This window comes from Chryseobacterium sp., from assembly GCF_029240215.1.
Classification (GTDB): Bacteria; Bacteroidota; Bacteroidia; order Flavobacteriales; family Weeksellaceae; genus Chryseobacterium.
The window spans coordinates 1-25,511 of sequence record NZ_JARBTK010000003.1 but is presented as its reverse complement, the minus strand read 5'-3'; the positions used below and the strand labels follow the sequence as shown (position 1 = coordinate 25,511).

General features: G+C 38.5%; 28 protein-coding genes. 3 read left to right on the top strand and 25 right to left on the bottom strand.

Going from position 1 to position 25,511, the window contains the following annotated elements:
• Nucleotides 1–2: 2 nt before the first annotated feature.
• Complete coding sequence (locus K0R77_RS07355) at nucleotides 3–446, top strand: JAB domain-containing protein (protein WP_300350547.1); 444 nt, start codon at nucleotides 3–5, stop codon at nucleotides 444–446.
• Between the two features lie 310 nt (nucleotides 447–756).
• Here K0R77_RS07355 and K0R77_RS07350 read toward each other — a convergent pair whose 3' ends face one another.
• On the bottom strand, nucleotides 757–1,689 hold the full coding sequence (locus K0R77_RS07350; protein ID WP_300350543.1) for an aldo/keto reductase: 933 nt from the start codon (nucleotides 1,687–1,689) through the stop codon (nucleotides 757–759).
• Nucleotides 1,690–1,839: 150 nt separating this feature from the next.
• On the opposite strand from K0R77_RS07350, the gene K0R77_RS07345 reads away from it, so the two are divergent.
• Complete coding sequence (locus K0R77_RS07345) at nucleotides 1,840–2,193, top strand: helix-turn-helix domain-containing protein (RefSeq protein ID WP_300350540.1); 354 nt, start codon at nucleotides 1,840–1,842, stop codon at nucleotides 2,191–2,193.
• A 44-nt stretch (nucleotides 2,194–2,237) separates the two neighbouring features.
• Here K0R77_RS07345 and K0R77_RS07340 read toward each other — a convergent pair whose 3' ends face one another.
• The 24 genes from K0R77_RS07340 to K0R77_RS07225 form a co-directional block, all read right to left on the bottom strand.
• Entirely contained in the window at nucleotides 2,238–2,807 is a 570-nt protein-coding gene (locus K0R77_RS07340) for a DNA adenine methylase (RefSeq protein WP_300350537.1), read from the bottom strand.
• Nucleotides 2,792–3,229 (bottom strand): DNA adenine methylase, encoded by a 438-nt coding sequence (locus tag K0R77_RS07335; RefSeq protein ID WP_300350535.1) that lies wholly within the window; start codon nucleotides 3,227–3,229, stop codon nucleotides 2,792–2,794. Before K0R77_RS07335 ends, K0R77_RS07340 begins: the two co-directional genes overlap by 16 nt.
• Before the next feature lie 131 nt (nucleotides 3,230–3,360).
• Nucleotides 3,361–3,774: a TraQ conjugal transfer family protein gene (locus tag K0R77_RS07330; protein ID WP_300350532.1), complete on the bottom strand. Its 414-nt coding sequence runs from the start codon at nucleotides 3,772–3,774 to the stop codon at nucleotides 3,361–3,363.
• Nucleotides 3,775–3,813: 39 nt separating this feature from the next.
• On the bottom strand, nucleotides 3,814–4,374 hold the full coding sequence (locus K0R77_RS07325; RefSeq protein ID WP_300350529.1) for a conjugal transfer protein TraO: 561 nt from the start codon (nucleotides 4,372–4,374) through the stop codon (nucleotides 3,814–3,816).
• A 1-nt stretch (nucleotide 4,375) separates the two neighbouring features.
• Nucleotides 4,376–5,248, bottom strand: a complete 873-nt coding sequence (traN, locus tag K0R77_RS07320; RefSeq protein WP_300350526.1) for a conjugative transposon protein TraN — start codon at nucleotides 5,246–5,248, stop codon at nucleotides 4,376–4,378.
• 49 nt (nucleotides 5,249–5,297) lie between these two features.
• The gene (gene traM / locus K0R77_RS07315; protein WP_300350523.1) at nucleotides 5,298–6,593 is read right to left on the bottom strand and encodes a conjugative transposon protein TraM; all 1,296 of its coding nucleotides are present in this window, start codon (nucleotides 6,591–6,593) and stop codon (nucleotides 5,298–5,300) included.
• Nucleotides 6,577–6,867, bottom strand: a complete 291-nt coding sequence (locus tag K0R77_RS07310) for a hypothetical protein (protein WP_300350520.1) — start codon at nucleotides 6,865–6,867, stop codon at nucleotides 6,577–6,579. Before K0R77_RS07310 ends, traM begins: the two co-directional genes overlap by 17 nt.
• Before the next feature lie 11 nt (nucleotides 6,868–6,878).
• A complete protein-coding gene (gene traK / locus K0R77_RS07305) occupies nucleotides 6,879–7,502 on the bottom strand; it encodes a conjugative transposon protein TraK (RefSeq protein WP_300350517.1) in 624 nt (207 codons plus the stop codon).
• Nucleotides 7,503–7,514: 12 nt separating this feature from the next.
• Nucleotides 7,515–8,507, bottom strand: a complete 993-nt coding sequence (traJ, locus tag K0R77_RS07300) for a conjugative transposon protein TraJ (protein WP_300350514.1) — start codon at nucleotides 8,505–8,507, stop codon at nucleotides 7,515–7,517.
• A 1-nt stretch (nucleotide 8,508) separates the two neighbouring features.
• Nucleotides 8,509–9,141, bottom strand: coding sequence for a DUF4141 domain-containing protein (locus K0R77_RS07295; RefSeq protein WP_300350511.1), 633 nt, complete (start codon nucleotides 9,139–9,141; stop codon nucleotides 8,509–8,511).
• A gap of 29 nt (nucleotides 9,142–9,170) precedes the next feature.
• Nucleotides 9,171–11,678, bottom strand: coding sequence for a TraG family conjugative transposon ATPase (locus K0R77_RS07290; RefSeq protein WP_300350508.1), 2,508 nt, complete (start codon nucleotides 11,676–11,678; stop codon nucleotides 9,171–9,173).
• A complete protein-coding gene (locus K0R77_RS07285; RefSeq protein ID WP_300350506.1) occupies nucleotides 11,675–12,007 on the bottom strand; it encodes a DUF4133 domain-containing protein in 333 nt (110 codons plus the stop codon). Before K0R77_RS07285 ends, K0R77_RS07290 begins: the two co-directional genes overlap by 4 nt.
• A gap of 10 nt (nucleotides 12,008–12,017) precedes the next feature.
• Complete coding sequence (locus K0R77_RS07280; RefSeq protein WP_300350504.1) at nucleotides 12,018–12,323, bottom strand: DUF4134 domain-containing protein; 306 nt, start codon at nucleotides 12,321–12,323, stop codon at nucleotides 12,018–12,020.
• A gap of 151 nt (nucleotides 12,324–12,474) precedes the next feature.
• The gene (locus K0R77_RS07275; RefSeq protein WP_300350502.1) at nucleotides 12,475–12,720 is read right to left on the bottom strand and encodes a hypothetical protein; all 246 of its coding nucleotides are present in this window, start codon (nucleotides 12,718–12,720) and stop codon (nucleotides 12,475–12,477) included.
• 284 nt (nucleotides 12,721–13,004) lie between these two features.
• Nucleotides 13,005–14,132: an NADH-dependent flavin oxidoreductase gene (locus K0R77_RS07270; protein WP_300350499.1), complete on the bottom strand. Its 1,128-nt coding sequence runs from the start codon at nucleotides 14,130–14,132 to the stop codon at nucleotides 13,005–13,007.
• A gap of 115 nt (nucleotides 14,133–14,247) precedes the next feature.
• Nucleotides 14,248–15,141, bottom strand: a complete 894-nt coding sequence (locus K0R77_RS07265) for an AraC family transcriptional regulator (protein WP_300350497.1) — start codon at nucleotides 15,139–15,141, stop codon at nucleotides 14,248–14,250.
• Nucleotides 15,142–15,381: 240 nt separating this feature from the next.
• Nucleotides 15,382–15,882, bottom strand: a complete 501-nt coding sequence (locus K0R77_RS07260) for a hypothetical protein (RefSeq protein WP_300350494.1) — start codon at nucleotides 15,880–15,882, stop codon at nucleotides 15,382–15,384.
• 134 nt (nucleotides 15,883–16,016) lie between these two features.
• Entirely contained in the window at nucleotides 16,017–16,412 is a 396-nt protein-coding gene (locus K0R77_RS07255; RefSeq protein ID WP_300350492.1) for a DUF3408 domain-containing protein, read from the bottom strand.
• 315 nt (nucleotides 16,413–16,727) lie between these two features.
• Nucleotides 16,728–17,045 (bottom strand): hypothetical protein, encoded by a 318-nt coding sequence (locus K0R77_RS07250; RefSeq protein WP_300350489.1) that lies wholly within the window; start codon nucleotides 17,043–17,045, stop codon nucleotides 16,728–16,730.
• A gap of 660 nt (nucleotides 17,046–17,705) precedes the next feature.
• Nucleotides 17,706–18,749 carry an alcohol dehydrogenase catalytic domain-containing protein gene (locus tag K0R77_RS07245; protein ID WP_300350486.1) on the bottom strand — a complete coding sequence of 348 codons (1,044 nt, stop codon included), beginning with the start codon at nucleotides 18,747–18,749 and terminating at the stop codon, nucleotides 17,706–17,708.
• Between the two features lie 163 nt (nucleotides 18,750–18,912).
• Nucleotides 18,913–21,054, bottom strand: a complete 2,142-nt coding sequence (locus K0R77_RS07240; RefSeq protein WP_300350483.1) for a catalase — start codon at nucleotides 21,052–21,054, stop codon at nucleotides 18,913–18,915.
• A gap of 58 nt (nucleotides 21,055–21,112) precedes the next feature.
• A complete protein-coding gene (locus K0R77_RS07235) occupies nucleotides 21,113–21,769 on the bottom strand; it encodes a DUF6766 family protein (protein WP_300350481.1) in 657 nt (218 codons plus the stop codon).
• A 1-nt stretch (nucleotide 21,770) separates the two neighbouring features.
• On the bottom strand, nucleotides 21,771–22,574 hold the full coding sequence (locus K0R77_RS07230; RefSeq protein ID WP_300350478.1) for an SDR family oxidoreductase: 804 nt from the start codon (nucleotides 22,572–22,574) through the stop codon (nucleotides 21,771–21,773).
• Nucleotides 22,575–22,693: 119 nt separating this feature from the next.
• Nucleotides 22,694–22,957, bottom strand: a complete 264-nt coding sequence (locus K0R77_RS07225) for a hypothetical protein (RefSeq protein ID WP_300350476.1) — start codon at nucleotides 22,955–22,957, stop codon at nucleotides 22,694–22,696.
• Nucleotides 22,958–23,363: 406 nt separating this feature from the next.
• Between K0R77_RS07225 and K0R77_RS07220 the strand changes: the two genes are divergently transcribed.
• Nucleotides 23,364–24,887: an FAD-dependent oxidoreductase gene (locus K0R77_RS07220; protein ID WP_300350474.1), complete on the top strand. Its 1,524-nt coding sequence runs from the start codon at nucleotides 23,364–23,366 to the stop codon at nucleotides 24,885–24,887.
• The last annotated feature ends 624 nt before the right edge of the window (nucleotides 24,888–25,511 follow it).

Genomic DNA, 25,511 nt, shown 5'->3' with positions numbered 1-25,511 from the left:
CTATGAAATTCAATATTGTCAACGAGATAAAATTAAGTTATTCCAGAAAAGGAAATCCTGAAAAATTAGTTAGTAGTTCGCGGGACGCAGTGGATGTATTCCGCCAGCACTTTGACCGTGATGAAATGGACTACAGAGAATCTTTTTTTGCCCTGTACCTCAATCAGTCTCACAAGGTTTTAGGGATAAGAAAAATTTCTGAATCGGGAATTTCTTCTACGGTGGTCGATGTCCGTATCATTATGCAGGCGGCACTACTTTGTAACGCATCAGCTGTGATATTGGCACATAATCATCCTTCCGGAAATTTGAAACCTTCTGCCGATGATCTGAAAATTACGCAGAGCATTAAAAGTGCATCCGAATTCCTAAACATTAAATTACTGGATCACTGTATTCTGACATCAACCGATCATTTATCATTTGCCGACGAAGGTCATTTATAAATGAATTTATATTAATAGCAAAATACACGGCAATATTTAAATTGTCGTGTATTTTCAAAATCGGGCGAAAAGACAATTCCTTCCGTTGGTCGGAAACGTCTTTTCGCAAAAAGTATGGATCAACTCTTATGATAGTCCTAACAAATACACTGCATCATAAAAGTTGTGAGCTTTTGTAGATTCAGTGTTTATTAAATTATTAATTAAGTCAATTGTTTGTTGCGCTTGCTGTCACTACAAGATTATACTAACCATTTTCTAAGTACATACAGGCTGCTTGAACAGTCCAAGATAATGATTTTTTTAAAAATTAAAATCCTCTAACATTCTTAAGAAGGTCGTGAGGATAGCCTAAAGGAACCGCACTGAGCATATTCAACTCATTTACATGATCATTAGACAATTTTATTTCAGTTGATTTTAAAGCATCGTTAAAATGTTCAATAGTACGAGCTCCAACCAATGGAAATCCACCTTTTGATAAAACCCAGGCAAAAGCAACTTGTCCTGGAGTAACTTCAAGCTCACTGGCAATCACGAAAAGTTTATTAATAATTTTTTCTGTAGTTTCATTTTCCTGATAATCTTCATTCGAATTAAGATTTATTCTTCCTTTCTCACCTTTTCGGTATTTACCTGTAAGTTGTCCTCCTGCTAATGGAGAATACATCATCGTACCTAAACCAAAATGTTCAGCCATTGCAGTGAACTCTCTGTCGGCAGTACGTTTCAGCAAATTATACTCGATCTGTATTGCCGATAATTTTACTGAAGATGCAATAGCCGATGCCTTCCAGGCAGGAAAATTTGTCAATCCTGTATAAAGCACTTTGCCACTGGTTACAAGATCTTCCAGACCTCTTGCAACTTCATCAATCGGTGTGATACCATCATCGTAATGCGGCATATAGATATCAATATAATCGGTTTTCAATCTTTTGAGACTAGCTTCTACTGCCTGTCGCATTGACTTGCGATGATTACCAAAATTAGCTTTAGAAGGATTAAGTTCATTACTTCTTGTATATTTTGTACAAATAATAAAGTTGCTGCGTTGACCCTTTAAAAATTCTCCTATAATCTCTTCTGATTCACCTAATTGATAAGCATCAGATGTATCTATAAAATTACCGCCGGCATCTGCATAAGCAGTTAATATTTCTTTAGCATTTGTAGGCTGTGCTCCATAACCGCTACGGGTTCCAAAACTAGCAGCACCAAGGATAATTTCGCTGGCGTACAACCCTGTTTTTGTTCCAAATAAATTATATTTCATATGACTGATATTGGTCTACAAAATTAAAGGTAGCAGCTAAAACGTGCAAGTACGGCTGAATTTACCCGTATCAGAATTATTTTTTTATTACTTACATTTGAATCATAATAATGGATAATGTATAAGAAAAAGATACCCGTTTTACTGGATTGCGGGCTGCACCTTTTTATGGAGATCATCAATGGAAAATGGAAGATCAGCCTGATATGGTGTATTTATTCTGGCATAAAACGTCCCGGAGAGCTGCAACGCAAAATGCCAAAAGCATCCAGACGAGTTTTGGACACACAATTGAAACAATTGGTCGATCACGGAATTTTAACTAAAACCATTTATAACGAACGGCCATTAAAAGTTGAATATGAGTTAACTGAATTAGGTAAATCATTAATTCCGGCTATCAAATTTACTGCACAGTGGGGTGAAGACCATCGTGAAGAACTGGAGAAATTAATTCAGATCAATATCTAATAATTTATTTCTTCAATAAAACCAATTGCCAGTACGCTAGATTTTTAAAATTTAGTTAAATGATGAAGATATTCTGTAGTTCTTGGTTTACTGCTGCCGCTTTGACTTTTAAATCGCTGGTAGTCTAATTTGGAATATCTGTAAGTCCCCATACTTTGCATCATCTCCGCAATGGTATGATGCGATAGAAATCCTTTATTATTGTAGCTTAAGAAAACATGCTGAAAATCGCATTTTTGTAAAAGATCAAACATTACATTTTCAGCCTCTGATTTTAAACAGAATTTTGATGTTTTATACGGTCTTAAGCCAGCCTTTCCTTTAGGTTCAAAATCATTTTCATATAAAGCTATTGTATTCAACAAGTGGTAATACGAACCATATTCTCTGCCATTGTAAGGAGGATCCAAATACAAGATATCACCTTTCAACTGGGTAATTAATTTATTGCTGTCCTGATTAAATATTTGATAGTCAAGATGTGATAGTGACGTTTTTTTGACAGGAAGCAACTGTAAATTTTTAGTGGCGGATATTTTTAATGTCTTTAGGTAAGCGCAATACACCGAGGCGGTGTTAGCAATTTTATCAACCGCTTTTAACAAGGTAGCCATAAAAGGATATAAAAATCCTGATCTATCTCAGAACTTCTAAATCGTCGTTCAATATCCATCCTTATGTCATCTATTTTTTTACCGTTTTCGGCTGAGAAATAGAGTCGTCCTGCTGCTCCTAATTCCGAATATTGCTGGAAGATAAAGCCATCAGAACCTTCTAACTGATTTAGTTCAGATAGGACTGTGCGGTATTTCTCATCTGATACTTTACTGTAAAATGCACTGTTAATAACAAAGCTGTAATATTCCCTATCGTTGTAAATGATACTTTTAACTTTGTCATGGAAATAGTTTCCTATTACGCCTGTTCCTGCAAACAGATCGCAAAAGCTACAATCAACCAGTTTTTGTTCTACAGAATTTGAAATGACATTGTAGATGAAACTTGAAAGTTTTATTTTAGATCCCAAATAATTCATTTTTTATTTGCAATCTCCTTTATAACTGGGATGAGACTTTATCTCGTCCAGTATTGACGTGATTTTGCTTTGAATGTCCTAATAAAAAACGGCTTGGTTTAAACCAAGCCGCTAGACATCAAAGACAAATTTTAAGATACATTGTCAAATTCAAAATCTACCCTTCTTTCATTTCCGAAACTGTCTTTGATCCAGATACTGAACTGATGGGATTCAGAGGCTTGGGATGTGTAGTATAGCCTGAATTGCTTTTGAGGCAGATGATATTGATCATTGGGTAAGTAAGGAGGGTCATTGAAGTATTGTAGTTGACCATTTCCCTCGTATTGAAAATATCGAATATTGTATTGGGTTCCATTGAAATCTGATGGGGTCAAGAGATCAATACGGATCTCTATCGTTTCATTTTTAGCTATCTTTCCAGGAACAGGCATTATCTGGACTTCAAAAGGAAAATTTTGCTGAATTTCCAGATCACTGTCCTGACAAGAGTCAAATACAAAACTGATTAAGATAATGGCCAGTGCATACTTACATAGTTGCAAGATATTTTTGTCGATTACATTTTTCATTGTATAAGGTTTTTAAAAATTAAAGCGCAATCCGAAACCGAACAAAGTTTGAAACTGATCGAGTTGGCTATTCCGCAAATAGCGTATCTGACCATTGACAAGGAAGACCAAATGTTCTGTGAGATAACTTTCTATAGACAATTTACCACCTGCACCGTAAATAAAGTTCCCGGTGGAATTGAGGATCGACCCGTCGTAAAGCATTTCAGTACCTTTATTGACCTGCTCATAGCCTATCACACCAGCGAGACCAAAATTGATATTGACATTCCGCATCAGATCACCCCACACACGGAGACTATAACCTCCATTGAACAAGAAAGTATCTATCGGAATATCATAATGGTCATACTCGTAATACTTTCTGCTGTATTCAGCAAGTCCAAAGAAATAATTACCATTTCTGGCGTAAGAGATAACACCTGCTCCCAAAGCATAATTTTGTTTTTCGGAAGATTCCGGAAATACAGAATAGGTCAGCTCAAAACCCTTTTGCCCAGGGATCATTTGCTGGGCAAATGTTTTCGTAACTGGTATTGCCATTAAGACAATGGTTAAAAATATCTTTTTCATCTTATTTCGTTTTTATGCTTAAACTGCTGATCAGCCTTGCCTGGATCAGATCTGCATTGTCAAGCTGCACTTTCTGGTGTCTTCCTCCATTCTTTTCCAGAACTTCGATCTCCAAGACCTGGTCTTTTAACAGCGTAAACTGATCCATTAGATAAACCCCGGATATTTCAGAATCGTGAGCAGCTGTCCTCACCGGAAAATGGATGCGAAGCGCTTTTAAAAGCTTGTCCTGAACAACCGTTCTCTTCAGATTCTTTTTATCTACAATCCTAAAATTGATGAGGTCAATATCAAATGCTATATTACTGCTGTTCTTAACCTCTAATGTGAAATAGAATTTGCTTTCATTCACATGCAATGCCCGGACTGAAAACTGAACCCCATAGCTTCTGGAAGCAATGTGCTTGATGGTTCTTCTGCTCTTTCCGTACAGGTTTTCCATGATGAGCGCTGTCAGGGAGGAAGAACTTCCGTTAAGATCTTCAAAAAGTACATCCGTAGCATACTGATGCTCTTGGCTTCTTTGCATCTTAAAAAGGTCATAGCTGAGTGCATCAGGATATGAGCTGTAAAACACATCGAAACTGTAGAACTTTCCGTCTTCGGTGATCACCGAAAAATTGGTTTCTTCTTCAAAATCCCTGACTGCTGATTTGATCCTGAGAACATTTCCAACAGCTTCCGACTTATTCGCGACCAGCAGGTCACTCCCCAGGTCGACATAGCGGATTGGCGAAGGAAAAAGCAGGTGCGAGGTTTTATTGTACGCGACCTGCATTTTATAGGGTTCCAACCTTGCCTCTTCCAATGGTAGATATACTGATATGGAATCCTGCGCCAGTGCCCTTTCTGTCAAAAGGAGAAATACGATCATCAAAAGATAATGGCTTTTTATTTTATTCATTTTATTGTTTTTTAATTGCTTATTTTTTTGGCACCAACAGAACCTGATGGCCAGCTTTTACCTTTACTTTTTGTTGTCTGACCCGCTTCTGGAAATAACCTGACAGGCCCTGCACCACGCCTCTGCTTAAATCCGCCGCGATCTGCTGACCTGTCGACTGCGTCATCATAATGTTGGTCTCTGAAGTTCGCCCCATGCTTCCCACAATGTCGGTCATAGCATTTTGTTCCGGTGAGTACGGAATATATAAGCCGAGCTGACCATCATTGTCATGAATATTGATCTCTACAGGATAAATGCTGCCCTGATATTCTATCGACGAAATTTTCAATTGCAGTCTCCCACCCTGAAATTTGCCTATCGCTTTAAGTAATGTTCCGGCGGGAATTTCTGTATGTCCTAGGATCATATTTTCAGAAAGTCTGATGGTTAATGCACTTTCATTCGTCATGGTCGCAGTCTGATGAACTACCGCATTGGTGGCATTTTTCGACCGTGCGGTATTTTTCACATCATCCTGGATTCCGAACATCCTGCGATCATTCAGACCCGCTAAAAATGAACTATCTGACGGCTCCCTGTTTAAATAAGAGACTACATTTAAGTGAGCTGGTCTTACTGCGGTGAGCAGTACTTTATTACCAGAAGGCTGCTTCACATCCTCTTCTCTTGATACAGATTCTTCCTGCTTATTACTTTGGGGAAGGTATTTAGCAGCCAGTTGGTAGGATCTTTCCATCAGCTCCAACTGGTCATTGACCCCAAGACCTGCAGGAACAGCATTGTTCTGCAAAGCTTCATTCTTTAATCTGGATATTTCTTTCCTGAGATTATTCACTTCCTGATCATCCCTGCTGTAGAAGGAACCTAATGTCTGCTGCGCATTGCGATAGCTGTTAACTGCACTCGGATTAGATTGTGACAAACTATTCGGATTAGCAGTCAATGACGTCTGATCAGAATTTTGGTTTAGGTTGTTTTGGTCAGTCCAGTAATCTGATAAGGTGGTCACCGCATTTCTCTTCTCTTCATTTTTTTGCTCTAGCAGCTGCTGTTCGTAGGCCTTCTGTTTATCAGATTGCAACTGATCGTCCTTTGCCTGTGGTATACCCGCATTAAAACCTGATTCCGCAGTAACTTTGTCGTCCTTTGGCTTAAAGATGAGGTAGAAGCAACCGGCACATACAGCGGCCATCAGTAAATAAATCAGTGGTTTCTTTATTCTCTCCCACTGTAAATTTTGAAGGCCTTGTGATTCCGGCTCCAAGTGGGGTGAATCACTTTCAGTGATCTTGATTTTATTTGAATCTTTCATCGGTCTGCTTTTTAATGGTTGAACCAACTTTGTTATCCTTTGCTGATCTTTTCATAGCAGTATGATCTGAAATGGTCGTAATATGACTGATCGACATCGTATTGGTTTTATTTCCGGTTGAAATAAAAATGCTAATAAGAACCAGTAAGGTAATTGTGGCATAACCGGCAAAAAACAGCTTGGTGAAAAACCTCTGGCGTTTCGCTGGGAGTACTTTCCATTTTCTGTCTGCAAGCAAAATATGCTGCTCTATTTTATCTCTAATTTTTTTCATTGTTCTGAATTTTAACGTTCAACAGTTTCAACATCTTTATTTTCAAGGACATTGAATTTTTCAATCGTAAATCCCTGGGGATTGCTGTCTGACCTCACCGAATTCACTAATGAACAATTGGTGATCAGACTTCGTATAGTCAGATTGCTGGATCGAATAATGAACTGCCTTGCAAAGGTCTTTACGGCGTAAGGATAGTTATTGAAATCTGCCACAACACTGTCAACCTCTATCCTCTGCTGGATATTCCCTGAGATAATCCGGTTGTAATATCCTTTCTCCTGCAGGTCTTTGTAGTAATCGAATGCAGACTGGTCTGCCAGATTGAAAGCTCTTTTAACATTGCTTTCAATGGCATTTTTATCCGGCGCTACTGTAAAGAACAGCTCGTGAAAACGCCTTACATGCTCCCTGGCCTCGACAGGCCTGTTGATCGACATATCCTGAGACAGAGCCACCATCAGCGATTTACCGTTGTCGAGCACATAGATCTTCTGACGTTGCTGCTCTGCGAATTGGTAGGACTTCAAAACGACAACGCCCACCACGGCAAAGCAGAGCGCCGCAAAAACAAATGTGAATAAGCGGATCTGCTTGAAACTGCTCTCTATATTTCTTAAAGTTTTAAATTCCATTGGATCGTATTTTTATTTTAATAATCTGCCTGAGATATTACCTGTTGCACTTCCTGCTGCTGCTCCAGCAATATTTCCTGATTTTGTGGCGGTCTGGTTGACATTGCGCATAAAGTTACCGGCACCTCCTGCCTGAATGACCCATCCGGTAACGGTTGGAACCGTAAAATATCCGATGATCCCGATGATCATATAGATGATGTAAACCGTGTTTGAAGTATCAGGAATGAAGTTCGGATCGGCCAGCATCTCAATATCCCGCTCCAGGATGAGCGACTGTATTTTTGCAAGGATTGAACTGAAAATATCTGCAACCGGCAACCACAAATAAACACTGATATATCTCGTCAGCCATTGGGTCAGTGTGGTCTGGAAACCATCCCATACAGAGATGGCAAAAGCTATAGGACCCAATATCGAAAGTACAATGAGAAAGAACGTTCTGATCGTATCAATGACCAAAGCTGCTGACTGGAAAAGGATCTCCAGAAACTCACGGAATCCATCCCTGATCTGCTTCTTGATATCGAACATCTCCCTTTCAATATACATCCCGGACATGGTCACCAGGTCTGACGGAGACCATCCAAGCTCTTCCAACTTTTTATCAAATTCCTCATCCGAGATCAGATAGGCCATCTCAGGATTTCTGAGCATCGCTTCCCGTTCCAGAAGGTCTTTTTTCTGTTGCAGGTCATTCATGTCCAGCACCTGATCTTCCAGCATCGAATGACTTCCCTGAACGATCGGACTTAAAACACCATTGATACTTCCCAGTACCAATGTTGAAAAGAACATTATGCAGATACCAATGGCAAAGGGTCTGAGCATAGGAAACAGATCGATCGGTTCGGCACGGCTCAGTGACTGCCAGACCTTGATGGCGACATAGAACAATGCGCCCAATCCGGCTACACCCTTTGCCACGGCAGCCATATCGGCACACAATGGCATCATCTCATCAAAGACCGAACGAAGTACTTCGTGTAGATTAGTAGGTTCCATCTTACCAGTATTTTTGGTTTGCAGTACCATATAGATCCAACACTCTTTGGGTATTGTTCTGTTTTTTTGATCTTAAGTAGCTTACAGAAATATTCTTGTTCGTGTAGTAGCGCACCAGATTATGATATTCTTTGACCTCCTTATATACACGTTCGATAACGTCCATTCTTTCCTTATCATTGAGCGAAAGCCCATTGGCTGTGATGATCTTTTTCAGCTCTTTTAGTAGCTCCGTACTTTCGTTCAGCAAGGCTGAATAACCGTTGGCAATTGCCGTCAGTTCTTGGGCATTGAAGTTGGGGTCGTTGAGCATCTTGCCAAAATTATTGACGTAGATCTCTGAAACATCGCCGACAAGCAGAACGGTCTGCTGTACCTTGCGTGCATCTTTGACCAGGTTGTTGACAGCCTTCAACTTGTCATAATACTCCTTTCCCTGTTCATAGACCTTCTTGACCTCGTTGAAGTTCTTGATAACGTTGGAAACCGTTGATGAGGTCTGCACGATCTCATTGGCAGAGTTCAAAATGCCTGACGCCAGGTTGGCAGGGTCGGTTACTACGAATTGTGCTTTGGCATAGGTTGCAGTAGCGAAAATTGCTACCATTGCTGTTTTAATGATCAGATTTTTCATTGTTTTTAAATTTTAAATGATTGGATTAATTAATTTTCTTTGTTTGATTTGATTCTCTTGAGAGAAATCCTCTTGATGGCATGTTCAACGTTACCGTCAAGTTCAGAGGCCAGATTCATCACCTCCATTTTTTCAGTTTCCTCTGTCGTGTAAGCCAGATATTCCTCGGTGGATACTTCAGTGGCATAGACCGCAGAGTGCGTTCCGCCCAGTCCGATCCAGACTTCCTTGTACAATCTTCTCGGATCATTGTTCATATTGATAGAGAGTACCTGAGATTTTTCTTTGTCAGTCAGTCCAAGCATCGCCTGGATGTCATCGAACTTGTTCATATACTTGCGCTGGTCCAAAAGGATCTTACAGTCTGAATTGTTGATAATACTCTCCTTGACGATCGGAGACTGGATGATGTCATCCACTTCCTGGGTTACCACGATCGCTTCTCCGAAGAATTTCCTGACTGTCTTGAAAAGATATTTGATGTACTCAGCCATCCCTTCTTTGGCGATCGCCTTCCACGCTTCTTCAATCAATATGAGTTTTCTGATTCCCTTCAGTCTTCGCATCTTATTGATGAAGACCTCCATAATGATAATGGTCACGATCGGGAACAGGATCTTATGGTCTTTGATCGCATCGATCTCAAACACAATGAAACGTTTGGACAACAGGTCAAGCTGCTTTTCTGAATTCAACAGGTAATCGTATTCCCCTCCTTTGTAATAAGGCTCCAGCACATTGAGAAAGTTGGCGATGTCAAAGTCCTTTTCCCTAACCTTCTTTTGTTCCAGGACTTTCTGATAGTCAGCTTTCACATAATCATAGAATCCGTTGAATGAGGGAAATTTACCACTATGTATGATCTGTTCAATATAGCCGCTCACGGCATTGGACAAGGCCACTTCCTCTGAACGGCTTGGTGGTTCATCATCCCTTTTCCATAAAGTGAGGATCAAGGTTTTGATACTCTCTCTTTTTTCAATATCAAAGACACCATCATCGGTATAGAATGGATTGAAAGCAATAGGATTTTCTTCAGTGTACGTAAAGTATACCCCGTCCTCTCCTTTTGTTTTACCTTTGATAAGTTCACACAGTCCCTGATAGGAATTTCCGGTATCGACTAGCAGTACGTGCGCACCCTGCTCATAGTACTGTCTCACCATGTGGTTAGTGAAAAAAGATTTACCGCTTCCTGAAGGTCCCAAAATAAATTTGTTCCGATTGGTAATGATCCCCTGCTTCATCGGCAGATCGGAGATATCCAGATGAATGGGTTTTCCGGTCAGCCGGTCAGCCATCTTGATCCCAAACGGCGATGGAGAATCCTGATAGTTGGTTTCTTCGGTAAAAAAGCACAAGGCTGGTTCGATGAAGGTGTAGAAGCTTTCTTCACTAGGAAAGTCACCTGCATTGCCCGGGATCCCTGCCCAATATAAGGTTGCTGTGTCCGTCGTATTGTGGCGTGGTTTGCATTCCATCAGTGCCAATGCACTTCCTGTGTCATTTTTCAGTTGTTTCAATTCTGAAGGATTATCCGACCAAGACATCACATTGAAATGGGCACGGATGGATTGCAGACCGTAAGAATGCGCTTCATTGAGGTATTTCTCGATCCATTCCTTGTTGATCTGGTTCGCTCTGCTGTATCTTGCCAATGAGTGCATATTTCTGGCTGACTTTTCAAATTTGGTCAGGTTCTCATCGCTGTTATCAATAAACAGATACTGATTGTAAATGTGATTGCAGCTCAACAGAAGTCCTACCGGCGAGGCAAATGATAACAGGCAGTCACTGCGGTCGGTACTCAGTTTTTCATACCGGCTGTGTGATGAGACAGTACCGGGCAGATCATCGGTATCAGATAAGGTATGCAGGCTGATCCTATGGTTTCCGATACGCATTTCTTCTGATCCGAGCTTGATATCCTGCAATGAAGGATTGATATCTCTTGACAGGGTCAGGTATTGCTCCAATATTCCTGACTGGTTTTCGGTTCCTGAAATCTCATCTTCGGCCAGTCTTTCCAGATGGACATAGCCGCTGTCATTCATGATCCTTTCAAACTGATCGACGGCTTCCAAAAAGCGGCTGATCACTTCTTTGTCTTTGATCTCTTTTGGGATCAGTTTGCCTTTGCATAGGGATGAGAAGTTGCTCTGCATCCGCATTCTCTCTCTACTGGTTTTCGTAACGAAGAGATAGCAGTAGTGGTTTAAGAAAGGCCTCTCATTGAAATGGCGCTCAAAGGATTTTGACAGAAAACTTTGGTCTTCTCTAGACAGATCCGGATTGTAGTTTTCTTTGATAAACCAGTCCTGTTTGTGGACGACCGTAAAATCAGGCATGGTCTTGATGGCCTTAAACCAGGTTGAATGGATCGCTTCATATTCCGCCGATGCCACCGTAAAGAGTTCAGGTAGCCTGACCTTGAAACAAACTGTTACATCAGCATCTTTTGAAATGATACAGTCGTTCTCTATCGCAAGCAGTGGAAATTTACTCTCCAAGGTTGCGGCTTTGGAGGTATTTCTCATGCTGAAGCTTTTTGACGGTTGCTTCTCAGGTAGCGGTAGATGCATTTGCGACTGATGATGTATTTGGGATGCTTTTTTTGAGCACCCAATTTCATCAGCCCGTGTTCGCCGTATTTTCCGTTGAGTGAGAATGTCTGCCAGATGAGAATCGCACTGCTTCCTCCGCCAATCGTAAGGCAGAGATAGGTGTTGACGCCAGCCATGTACATGACCATCACACATACGAGTATCCCCAATAATCCCCCTGCAAAAATGAACAGATACTGTGCTTTTAATCCTTTGAACTCTACCGTTCTTCCGATGCCTTTGTTGATATGATAGGTATTCATAATCATCATTTTAAAGGAAGAATGAACGGAGGATCGTTGCAGCTACAATTAAGAAGATACAAGCTCCAAACCAGCTGGCAGCGGTCTTGCTCGTATCGGGATCACCACTGCTGAACTTGTTGTATACCTTGACCCCACCGATCAGTCCGACAACTGCCCCGATCGCATAAATCAGCTGGGTAGCCGGTTCAAAATAGGAGGTCACCATTTGTGTGGCCTCATTGATCCCTGCGGTACCGTTACCCTGGGCAAAGGCACCTGTAACTGCTAAAAAGCTTAGACCTGATAGCAGTAGTTTTTTTCTTTGTTTTCTCATAATTGAAACACATTAATTTGTTATGGTGTGCCGCACTTTGCGGAACTATGGGACAAAGATGTCAGAGTCTTGGAATCATTTTAAGAGAATGGCGGTAAAGGGAATATTTTGGCTTTTAACTAACAATGCACGTTAGTTGAATAGGACTATCTTAGGTCAAAACGTTGTCACAATTGATAAAGCCGATGAGCCTAAGATCAAAGGTTTTTCGGATAATTACCTTTGGAGAATGAAACAATTTTGTAAAATCTGTAAAAGTCTCAACACTTCTAAGTGATCTGATGCAGAAGAAGAAAAACTTCATTCTGGGACAGGCAGTGATTTCCTTTTTATGGGCAATCAATACAAGGTGAAGCTGGGGAATTTGGGAAGTGCCTGCAACTACTTGAAAACACATACATTTATGCGTAATCGCCTGCGCAATCGACGTCTTTTAGCTTTGCACAAATTAAATAGTTTTAGATGATCAAACTAAGGAACTTTTTGTTTATGCCTAATCATAAAAATAATTTAGATGCCTTCTTAATTCTTCTAAAAAATAGGAGAGACAAGGACAAGTGATCCGTTATTTATCAGCTTGAAGTTATGCCATATTCTCAAATAGAATTTACCATCAACTTGTGATTAAAAAAAACATCCACTCAATGGTGGATGTTATCTTATCATTAAATATTGAATTGATCAGTCAGTAACTTGGAAAAATCCTGTAGCAACCTTTATGAATGCCTGCAATTTTTCAGGAACTGCGAGTTCATCTGCTTTGGACATACTTAGAACTTCATTTGTTTTTTCATCTTTAGACACAAGATCTACCCAATCGGGATTGATGATAATACCATGTCCGACAGCAACCAATGATAATCCCTTATCAATTGCTTCAACTGCATCACTGGCTTGCTTGATACCTCCGGCAGCGATTACTGGAATTCTTTGATCTACATGATTGATTATCAACTCTAAAATAGTAACGTCTCCGTTTTCTTCATCCATTGGCTTTTGGTGAAGTAGACTGAACAATGAAACATGAAGATAATCGATACCCGATTCAATCAATTTGTCAATAAAAGGGAATGTATCTCTTACCCTGTAACTTTCAGGCTCCTCAGCAGATATTCTAAATCCAAGCAGAAATGGCCTGTTTGCATATGTTTTAATAACGTCTTTAATCTCTTTGATGACCGCTAAGGCAAAATTCATCCGTTTTTCTTCAGACCCACCCCAATGGTCGGTTCGCTGGTTGTAGAATGGCGAAAAGAAATTCTGCAACAGGAATCCGTGCGCACCATGCAACTCTATTCCGTCAAATCCCGCTTCTATAGCTCGTCTTGTCGTCGCTCCGAATGCTTTGATCATTTCAAGAATTTCATCGTGCGTCAATTCACGCGATACTGTTCCTCCAGGATAAAATGCTGATGGTGCTAATGCCACATCACTTGCACTCACTGGGATTCCACCGGGAATTAAATCCAGGACAGCCTTGTTTCCCGCATGATAGATTTGGAGTATTGAGGGATTTCCTCCACGCTTGCTTGCAGCAGCCAGTTTTTGCAGACCTGGTAGAAAAGAATCATCATACGAGGCATACTCATTTGGGAAGCCGATTCCATTTGCCATTACCCTGGTACACCCTGTAATTACCATGCCTACATTTCCGCTGCGAGCCTCATAATGCCTGATCTCATCATCCGCTACGGTATAATCATCATTGCTTGCCCAAGTTGTCATTGGCGCCATTGCAATCCTGTTTTTCGTTTCGACCCCGTTTTTAAATGTAAAAGTTTTAAATAATTGTTTTGTTTCTGTCTTCATTATAATTTGATTTATATATTTTAATTTTGTTGATAGTTTGTATGCTGCATCAATCTTACTTCAAAAGCGTAGCTAACCCCAGTGACCTGCAGGTAAAAATCATTTCATAAAAATTTTAATTTAAGTGATTGTCTCTGAAAACATTCGGAGGAATCCCTACCTCCTTCTTAAATAATCTTGCAAAATAATTGGGATTTTCAAATCCTAACGAATAAGAGATTTCCGAAATATTCATCCTGCCTTCTGTCAAAAGATTTTTAGCTTCTTTTATTAAGTGGATATGTATCAGTTCAAGGGCAGTTTTTCCTGTTTCCTGTTTTAGAAGATCACTCAGATAACGAGAAGATACATTAAATTTGTCCGCCATATAAGAAACGGTCGGAAGTCCTGATTCATGAACTTTTTTTTCGCTGTAATAAGCATCCAGCAGTTGTTGGAACCTGCTGGCATATGCGCCGGTAGTTTCAATGCGGTTGATAAACTGCCTTTTGTAAAAACGCTGCGAATAGGTAAGTAAAGTTCCCAGATGAGACAGGAGAATCGGTTTGCTGTAATCATCTGTATTATTACAAGTTTCCTTATGCATTGTACGCACCAGATTCCAGATTGTTTCTTCTTCACTGGGTGAGAGATATAATGCTTCGTTGGTCTCATAATCAAAATAACTGTAATTTTTTATCTCTTTGAATAATGCTGTGCCTGATAGAAAATCTTCCTTGATCGTGATCAAAAAGCAATCATCCTCCAATTTTACATTCTTAAAGGTAACGGTATGATTTGGTTTGAAGAAAATCAGCCTGCCCCGCTGGTGGTCAAATTCTTGCTTTCCATACGTGATGTTGCCCGAAATAAACTTCGTAAAAGAAATGATATAAAAATCCGCTGTGAAAACAATATCCTCAATATTTTCGTTATCATCGTGCCCAAATGTGATTCCAAACAGCGGATGTTCAGGAATGTCTACCCCAACATCTTTGCTGAAAATACTGATATCATTATAATGTTTCATTGTTGACAATATTATTTATTTACAGCACAAATTTCGGAATTAAAATGATAAGGAATGGATACAAAAGTAGTACGTTGTAGCACATTTTTACGTAGGTTTTTTATCTTCAGACCTCCAGCTTTGCATTCTGTCAGGCAATGAACTAGCACAATTTTGAGAAAAAATTCACTCTCTTTCCAGTACATTTGTAAATTGACCAGGCCTTCTCATATTTCGTACAAATATTAAAGGGGAATTTGCCTAAACAAACTCCCCAATATCGAAACCAACTGCATCATCTTTACACTTAAAAGAAATTCCCTCAACTTCATTATAAATACTCTGGCTCAGTAAATCAGCAACTCGCTTTGATGCATCACCCAACGAATTTTCTAAAAGATCAAAAAGCTCGGTTCCCTGAATTTTCTGAATGATGTGAACCGCTTGCTGTTCTAAGTCAGGCTCCAGCAAATCTTGCTGAAGCAGCTGTCCTGCAGTACTCAATTCCTGAAAGGTAACCCCTGTGGCAAACCCGCTTTCCATTTTAGAATCATCATGGTACTGCCAGTCTTCTTCCTCGTCTTCCCAATCATTATTTTTGACCAGTATCTCGTCAAGTTCTTTCTTTGAAGCCGTATTTTCAAATGCCTCCTCCTTGGTTTCTGAATCAAAATTATTTGCTTTTTGTACGATCGATTCGACTTGGCCTTGATCGGCATCAGATGGCATTGGTTTTCTTTCTTCTTTCTTTGTTTCTCCCATAATAGAGGGCACAGCTAGATGAGCTTCAATACTTTTTTCCTTTGGATGCTGATTTGTAAATTTCCTATCCCAAAGTAGTAGGATGATAACTAATAATAGCCCTATGATGATTAATTGTTCCATAAGATGATAGATTAAAAGATTGGACGGTATTTGCTGTTGAAATCATCGGTGATCTCTTCTTCAAACATCTCGAAATGATACGCCAAAATATTATCGAGATAAGCATATAAAGGGATCTGATCTTCGGCAATGATCTGGATGATCCGGGAAAGTCGTTCGTGATATTCAGGACGAATATAGATACTTTTATCACCACGCTTGGTCATCGTATGATGAGTCAGAAACTGCTCAGCATAGGTGTTTTCAAGACTTTTTCGGTTCTTCAGTTTTGGTTTCGTGATCGGCTTTTCCTTTTCAGAATCGCGTACCTCGCTCTGCGGTTCCTTCTTTGTATTTCCTGCCATGATAGACATCAGATATTGTTCATCGATATTGTTGTCTTCGCTGTTTATTTTATCACTGTCCATCTTTTCACAATTTTACAATTCTTAAAAATTCCTCCATAAACTGGTCTAGCCTACATAATGTATCAAATATATGAATATTCAATCTACTTAATGTGGGGTATTTAACAAGCATTCTATATCCAATCATCTGTTTGATATCAGTATTGCTTATTTTTCAGAATTTTTAGAATCTCAATACCTCACTGAAAGTATAAAGCTATTCTCTACTTTTAAGAAAGTATAAGAATTTGTGTTCTAACAAAGTTAGCAACTCCACTTTTTAACTTACCTGGTTAATGAGATACTACCTATTTAATTTTTATGGGCATTGTTTGGTCAGCTCAAATCAGTTGATTTTATCTGGGAATAAACCCTTTTACCTGATAAAATCATTAATCGTTGTACAATATGTTTACTCAATATTTCGTTTGCAGCATCTTCGTTATCACCTATATTTAATGTATCAAAATTATTTCTATACATGATCTTTTGAAGTTTTGCCACATTAAAATAATATGTAATGTCATCACTTCTAATTTCCAGCGATTTGTTATCATTTAGAAATAATTCAACCTCATCACCAGTGAGAATCGAAAATTTGTTATTAATTAAAAATAATATTTTCGTTAAATTAAATTTCATTTTATTTTTCATAATTTTTTTTAATATTCATTTATCTCTGAAAAAATATTTTATAATGTTACGGATATTGCTTTTATATATTGTTTTATAATAGTAGAGAGATTATAACCACATATTTTTATTGAATAAATATGTTTATACTATTAAATGAAAAGATAGTTTTCAAAATTTCATTTCTGAGATCTAGACTTTTTTGTACCAGTATTATCTTCCAATGGTTCTATTACTTCTTCATTTTATGTTTTTTAGTAAATACATATTTAATCACGACTTTAAAGAAATGATGAGGAATATTTTCACCTATGTTCAAAGCAATTCAACCTCTTTTAAAACTTGAAAAAGTAATCGAGCTGACAGACTTACAGCACTAGGATAAGTTCTTATAGAAATAGTAAGAATTATGTGCTTTTAAAACAATCGTGATCGCAACGCTTGAAGTGCTTATAGCGGTAGATGTATTTGAAATCTATTAAACCATTATCATCCAAGTCATAGTATTATTTTTAATCAAATAGAAGTATCCTTAAAGTAGAATTCGCTGATATTTTAAAAATCATGTTATTAATATCACTAAACAACTGGTTTTTTTAAAAAATTAACCTCTCTCACGAGAGGTCAATTGACAAATAAGAATATAAACCTTATTAAAATCTAATCATCTGATTTAAACTATTATTTCCATGGATCCAACACCACTTTTACACAGCTGTCTTCTTTTTTGTGGAATATTTCATATCCTTTTGCAACTTCATCTAATGCTAAACGATGGGTAATAATATTATCCAGCTTAACCTGTCCTGTTTCTACATAATTCAACAATTTATCAATGATTGGATGAACAGGAGCCTGACCTGCCTTGATTGTTAATCCTTTATCGAATAATTGTCCCACTTTGAAATTATCATAATCCATTGGGTACACTCCCAATATGGAAACATATCCGCCTCTTTTGGCTCCGCTCATACATGCTTCTAACACTTTTACCGAACCTTTTTCAAAATTGATTACGGCTTTTGCTTTATCAATAAAATCTCTGTCTGGCTCAAACCCTACGGCATCAATACAAACATCTGCACTGCGACCATCGGTCATATCACGAATTTGCTCTACAGTTTTTTCTGCATCTTTCCACAGTATCGTTTCACAACCTGTCAATTTTGCGAGCTGATCTAATCGGTATTGCAGCGTATCAATAACGATCACTTTTTTGGCATTATGTAAAATAGCACTCTTTGCTGCCATCGAACCTACGGGACCTGCTCCAAATATAGCTACAGTTTCACCCCCTTTAAGGTCTGCCCACATTACGCCGGTATAACCAGTCGGGAATATATCAGTTAAAAATAAAACCTGTTCGTCAGTCAAAGAATCAGAAACTTTTCTGGGACCAAAATTGGCATACGGTACACGAACATATTTTGCCTGTCCGCCATCATAACCACTATACAAACCTGTGTAGCCAAACATTCCACCTCCTTTTTCAGTCAGAATTCCCCCTTCTGGACCGTAGTTTTGAGGATTAGAATGTTTACAACCCGAAGGTAAATTATGCTTACAGAAATAACAGCCACCACATGCAATCGGGAAAGGTACCACAACTCTATCACTCACTCTAAGATGGGTAATATTGGCTCCAACTTCTTCAATAATTCCCATAAATTCATGTCCCATCACCATTGGACGAGCCTGCGGAATTCCACCACTATAAATGTGCAAATCGCTTCCGCAAATTGCAGTTGAAGTTACTTTTAAAATAATATCGTTCGGATCCTTGATTATTGGATCATCTACTATGTCACAGGTGATTTACCCAGAGCGTGAAAAACTGCTGCTTTCATATTTTTTATTTTTGGTTTGGTTAAATTAAATTTATAAAAGCTTAAGCTTCCATTCCGTTTCTTTCTTTTTCGAATTCCCAAACTCTGTGATTGGCAATAGCATCTACAAATAAATCATCAGCATCTGAATCGTCAGCCGAAATCACTCCCGGATCATCATGTTTTACTAAAGCCACATCCGTAAGATTTTTCAGTTTGTCGGTTTCAGGACCAAAATAGATCGCTTTACAATGACGGAATGCTTCATTAATGAAATCTACTGTCACATTTTTATTTCCGGGTCTGGTAAATCCTTCTGCCGATTTTGCTCCACCACAGATGTACAATGCGTCAAAACAAACACTAGATGTTGTAGACAAAGCATGATCCGGGATATAAGCCTGTCCGTCTGCTGATTTTACCGGTGCTACAGAGTCTGCGATATACTGAACTACTGCACCTTGTCCTTCTAATTTTTCGATCAAACGATCTGTAGAAGCAGTATCAAAACCATCAGTCATCATAAAACCTATGACACGACTTTCAATAGTATCCTTTACTGTATCTGCCATACTTAATGCTTTTGAAGTCTTAGTTGTAGGCTCAATTTCTGCACTCTGAAGGCTTGCAGGATCTGCATCCGCAGGAATACTCTGATTGGGCTGATCCAGAATCTTCACTTCAACTCCTAAGCGGGACGCTACTTCATTCGCCAGATCTTTGTCAACAAAAGCAAGTTGCCCCACCATTCTTTCTCTGATTTCCCGAATCGTTACTTTTGAAAGTTCAAATACCAATGCATTCTGCAGATGGGTCTTTTCAAATGCCGACTGACTGTTGTAGAATAATTTTGCCTGAGAATAATGATCTACAAAACTTTGGCTTCTTGCCCTTACTTTATGGCCTTCAACTCTTTCTTCCTGAGAAGCAAAACCACCATCTTTCATCATCGCCTGAAAAGGACATCCGCCACCCATAGAATTAGGCTCGTAACTCACTTTACCTGTAGCAATCTGCTGTCGCATATGACCGTCACGCTGATTATTATGAATAGTGGTGATTGATCTGTTGATTGGGATTTCATGGAAATTTGGTGATCCCAGTCTTGTCAGTTGAGTATCGGTATAAGAGAATAATCTTCCCTGTAAAAGAGGATCATTACTGAAGTCGATTCCCGGAACGATGTGACCTGGATGAAAGGCTACCTGCTCAGTTTCAGCAAAAAAGTTATCAGGGTTTCTGTTTAACGTTAGAGTCCCAACCAACTGAACCGGAACGAGTTCTTCGGGAATAAGTTTTGTAGGATCCAGTAGATCAAAATCAAAATCATGCTCATTTTCTTCGGGAACAAGCTGTACACCAAAATCCCACTCTGGGAATGCTCCGTTTTCAATCGCTTCCCAAAGGTCACGTCTGTGAAAATCAGGATCGTTTCCTGAAATTTTCTGAGCTTCCGGCCACGCCACAGAATGCACTCCCAGTTTTGGTTTTAAATGAATTTTTACAAAATGTACCTTTCCTTCTTCGTTGACAAACTTAAACGAATGCACTCCAAACCCTTCCATCATACGGTAGCTTCTCGGGATGGCACGGTCGCTCATTAACCACATGATCATGTGCGTACTTTCAGGCATTAATGAGATAAAATCCCAAAAAGTATTGTGAGCCGACGAAGCCTGTGGAATTTCATTATCAGGTTCCGGTTTTACCGCATGTACAAGATCAGGAAATTTGATAGCATCCTGAATGAAAAAGACAGGAATATTATTGGCTACCAAATCATAAATTCCTTCTTGAGTATAAAACTTTACAGAAAAACCTCTTACATCCCTCGCTAAGTCAGTACTCCCTCTACTTCCTGCTACAGTAGAAAATCTAACGAAAACAGGTGTTTCCTCATCAACATTGTTTAAAAATTTTGCCTTTGTATATTCTGCAAGGCTTTTATTCAGCTTAAAAACTCCATGCGCTCCAGAACCCCTCGCATGAACGACTCTTTCCGGAATTCTTTCATGATCAAAATGGGTTATTTTTTCTCTGAGGATAAAATCTTCCAGAAGAGACGGGCCGCGCTCACCTGCTTTTAAAGAATCTTGGTTATTGTTGATTTTTAAACCTTGGTTAGTGGTTAACGCTTCCTCTGAATTGTCAGTGATGACATTTTGAAGCTGATCAATTTTTTCATTTAAATGTTCATTTTTCATAATAATTTGTAATTGGTTTAAATTGTTAAAGGTTAGTGACCTTTGTATATTCTATTATCTATGGATTTTCATGATGCGGCATGTCAACCGGTTTTGATTCCGGTGATCCTTTTTGCCTGAGCCATATTGATAAGATCACCAATGATGCTACAGCCAAAAATTCACTCTGCCAATTCTGTAATGATTCAAACCAAAATCTTGAGTTTTGCGAGTAAGATAACCAATCGGTTATGGGTTTGTTTTTCATCAGCTGTTCGCTATTATATTCCTTTAAGCTTCCGTAAAAATGTAGTATAAAGCTTGTAAAAAAAAGAATACCGAAAGCAATGGATAAAGAATTTTTGTAGATGATTAAAATAAAACCTCCCTTTCTCACAGGCCATGGAGCATTCTTATGAGCCATCGGATAGCGATCAACAGCCTCTTTGCCTTCTAAAGATTTGGATTCACTGGATCCTTTTTGACGTAATGATACTGTAAGCAGTACATACAACATCATCTGCAAAAACTCACTTTCCCAGTTTTCAAAGGTTGCCTGAATAAAATGACCACTTGACAGATATCGAGTAAAAGTGATAACAGATTTTCCATTTTCTGTTAATTCAGAGTTAAGAGTATGCCACCCTGTTAAGATCTGACCGCCCCAACAAACAAACATGAATAATAACAAGACAATGCTCAATCCATTTCTGTATAAAAAAGAATAAGACTTCATTTTATTCCTCTTTTGATTTTGGCTTTTGCATTTCGCCCATCCGATGTGCAGCCATACTATCTGTAGTAATATTACTCATAGTAACTGTCAATTTATTTCTGATGCCTGAAATAATTTTATCATCACCATTCATCATGGCGATATAGCCATCTTTTGCTACTTCTTCTGCCGAAGAAAAGTTTTCCCAATCTTCCATAATCTTACTGTCATTCATCAATGCTTTATTGAAAAAATCTGTTGAGGTAGGCCCCGGAAGTAACGCGGTAATCGTAGTATCGGAATCCTTCAATTCTTCGCGGATGGCTTCAGACCATGATAAGATAAAAGATTTTGTTGCATGATAAACTGAATGCCACGAACCAGGTGCAGTACTGGCAATTGATGCTAAATTCAAGATCTTCCCATGACCTTTATCTTTCCTGTCTTTTATAAACAATTTTGTTAATATCATAACAGCGGTTATATTTAAATTGACGATATCAATTTCACGTTTAAGATCAGTCTGGTCAAACCTTCCGTAGAGACCTTGTCCGGCAGCATTGATCAGAATACAAGGACTAATATTGCTCACTTTTAGTTCAGCATACAACGAATAAATATCATCTTGATAAAATAAATTTTTATTGAAAGTTGCAATTTTGATTCCGTATATATTCAGTTCAGCAGCTGTTTTATTAAGTGTTTCCTGATTTCGTCCTACAATTGCTAAATTATAGCCATCACTTGCTAAAAGTTTTGCTAGCTCAAATCCTATTCCACTCGTAGCTCCAGTAACCACTGCATACTTAGTATTATTATCAGTCATATTATTTGCTTAAGTTTAGGTAAATCTTACTTTACACCAGCAATATTTATTTGAATACGTTTTCGGTTTCTAATAAAATCATCCGTTCAATGTAGTCGAAATATTACCTTGAAGTGCCTTTATTTCTTATAAGCCCCAACATTAGAAGAATCGTTTTCCACATTTTGAGAGGAATTCTGAGACGGTTTGTTCTGTAACGCTGCATTTTGTGATTCCGTATTCAAACTGTCAGTGGGCATTCCAGAGGAATTGTTGGTAGGCATATTGTTATTATCATTTGCAGATGAAGAATCCGAACTGTTGGAATTTTTAGTGGAAGCTTCTTTATTACAACTGATCAATGTAAATGCTAAAGTGATTGCCGTTGTGATTAGTAATTTCATAATATTTTTTTTTGGATCATTTCAAAGTTATTACTGTATGAGAAGGGAGATTATGACTTAGGTCATAGCACCAGAATTAAAATCTGTATATTTTTATAAAAGAACTGAGAGCTAAAATTTCAGTATGTAAAAAATTAATATGGAAAATGATAAAATAGTATCAGTACTTTATGATTTGCTTCAGATTACACATGACCGAATCGTAGGCTTTTGAAATGTATGAGAAATATATTCTGAAACCAAAGCTGAGTATGATCGGATGATTTCCCAATTCAAGATGATTAAAAATGAAATCATCAACATGATCAATGAGAAAGGATGACTTTTACTTAAGCTTCAGTTGGAGCAAAAGAAACTTCCATATGAAATATCGTAACATTCACCAACAAATCATAAAATAATTATTATGAATCGAGACGGAAACACAATCAGTTTTTGGCAATCTACAACTAACGTAAATCAGCAGCAAACTGCAAAAGCAAATAATTCCCAACATTATGATACCATAATTGTAGGGGCAGGGCTTACAGGAATAACGCTGGCTAAGGAACTGCAAAATAGAGGGCAAAAATGTCTAATCATAGAAAAGGCCAACGTCGGATTTGGAACGACGGGGGGAACGACGGCGCATATCAATAATTTTTTTGACTCTTCTTACGACCAAATCATCTCCGACTTTGGAGAATACGGTGCAAAAACTCTTGCCAGTGCAGCGAAAGAAACTATAAAATATATCAAATCCAACATACTTAAATACCATATTTCCTGCGAATACAATGAGTGCAGTTCTTTTGTTTTCAGTGCCGAGGAAAAACAAAATTCCGCACTTGAAAAAATATTCGAAGCACATCAGCAGGTGGGAATTGACACTATAAAAGTTCATAGCGTTCCTTTCACACTACCATTTGAAAATGCTGTCGAAATAAAAGGTCAAGCACAATTTCATCCATTACGATATATTAATAAGCTTATTAAGGAATTTGAAAAGGAAGGCGGAGCATTAGTGACTGATACACTAGTCACTGATTTCGAAAACAATGACGGAAAAGTAAAAATCTTTGTTAATGATGATGATTATTACTCTGCAGATAATTTAGTTTGGGCAACCCATATTCCACCGGGCAACAACCGTTTCAGTGTACTATTGGCACCTTACAGGAGTTATGCTTTGACAGCAAAATTAGAAAATCCTGTAGCTCAAATGGCTCAGGCAGCAGATTTATATGACCCTTATCATTACGTAAGATATCATAAATCCAATGATGATTACTATATCGTCGTTGGAGGTTTTGATCATATGACAGGTGATGAAGATGATACCGAAAAACATTTTACAGATCTTTTATCCTATGTCGATAAAAATTTTAAATACAGAAATATCACAGCAAAATGGTCCTCTCAATATTATGTACCTGCTGACGGATTAGCGTATATTGGGCATATGCCAGGAGAAAGAAATATTTACATCTCAACGGGTTACAATGGTAACGGCATGACTTTCGGATCTATGGCATCACTTATAATTCCGGAATTAATGGAAGGGAAAACAACGCCCTTATCCAATCTGCTTGACCCCGGACGAATAAAGCCTATGGCTAGTGCCCGAAATGTATTATCAGAAATCTTTAATGCATCAACTCATTTTGTAAAAGATAAATTTTTAGCCGAAAAAATCAAAGATCTTGATATGATAGGTGCAGGAGAAGGAAAAATCATCAAGCACGATGGCGAGACGATTGCTGCCTATCGTGATCTAAAATCAGAGCTCCATCTGCTCAGTCCGGTTTGCCCGCATACCGGTTGTAATGTAGTTTGGAATCCCTCTGAAGTTACCTGGGATTGCCCATGTCATGGTTCTCGTTTCAGTATTGATGGCGGGTTATTAAATGGTCCTGCTCTATCTGATCTTAAAAAAATAGATCAGGAATAAATGAATTTAAAATAATAAATAAAGCCTTCTGAAAATGAAGGCTTTTACTTTTAAACGAAAAATTGATGGGATTAATCAGCTATTAAAATTCTATTCAGCCGTTTGTTAAAGTCATTAATTGCATGTATACTTTCCTGATCTGCTTCACGATGTAACGAAACCGGATCAAAAATATCCCAAATTCAACTGTGATGCCAGTCATTTAAATCATCCCAATCCGGCCGGTCAATAATTGGATACGAAACAACGGATGAGGGGGCTCTTCTGCCCAAGGTAAAAATTCATGGGTTTCATTGATCCATTGGTTATTGTAATAGTAATTGACTCCGATAATATCCAGATATTCGGGTTTTCCTCTATCCTCTAAGTTCCGGACACATTGCTCCTGAAAGAATATCGTGAACCTGAAATTGCTCAAAATGTTTTTCTTCAGCAAATAAAAAATGATGTAACATCAAGTTCGTTGTTGGTTACATGCTGACCAGCGGTTCTGTAACCATTATTCGGTATCTGATGACAAATTCACAGCATAAGCGGCTGAATCTTCTTGCAAACATCGGATGGAGCGGAGTGAGGTCATCCGGAAAACCAAAATGACAGATGTCCCAAACGACCTGAATATTT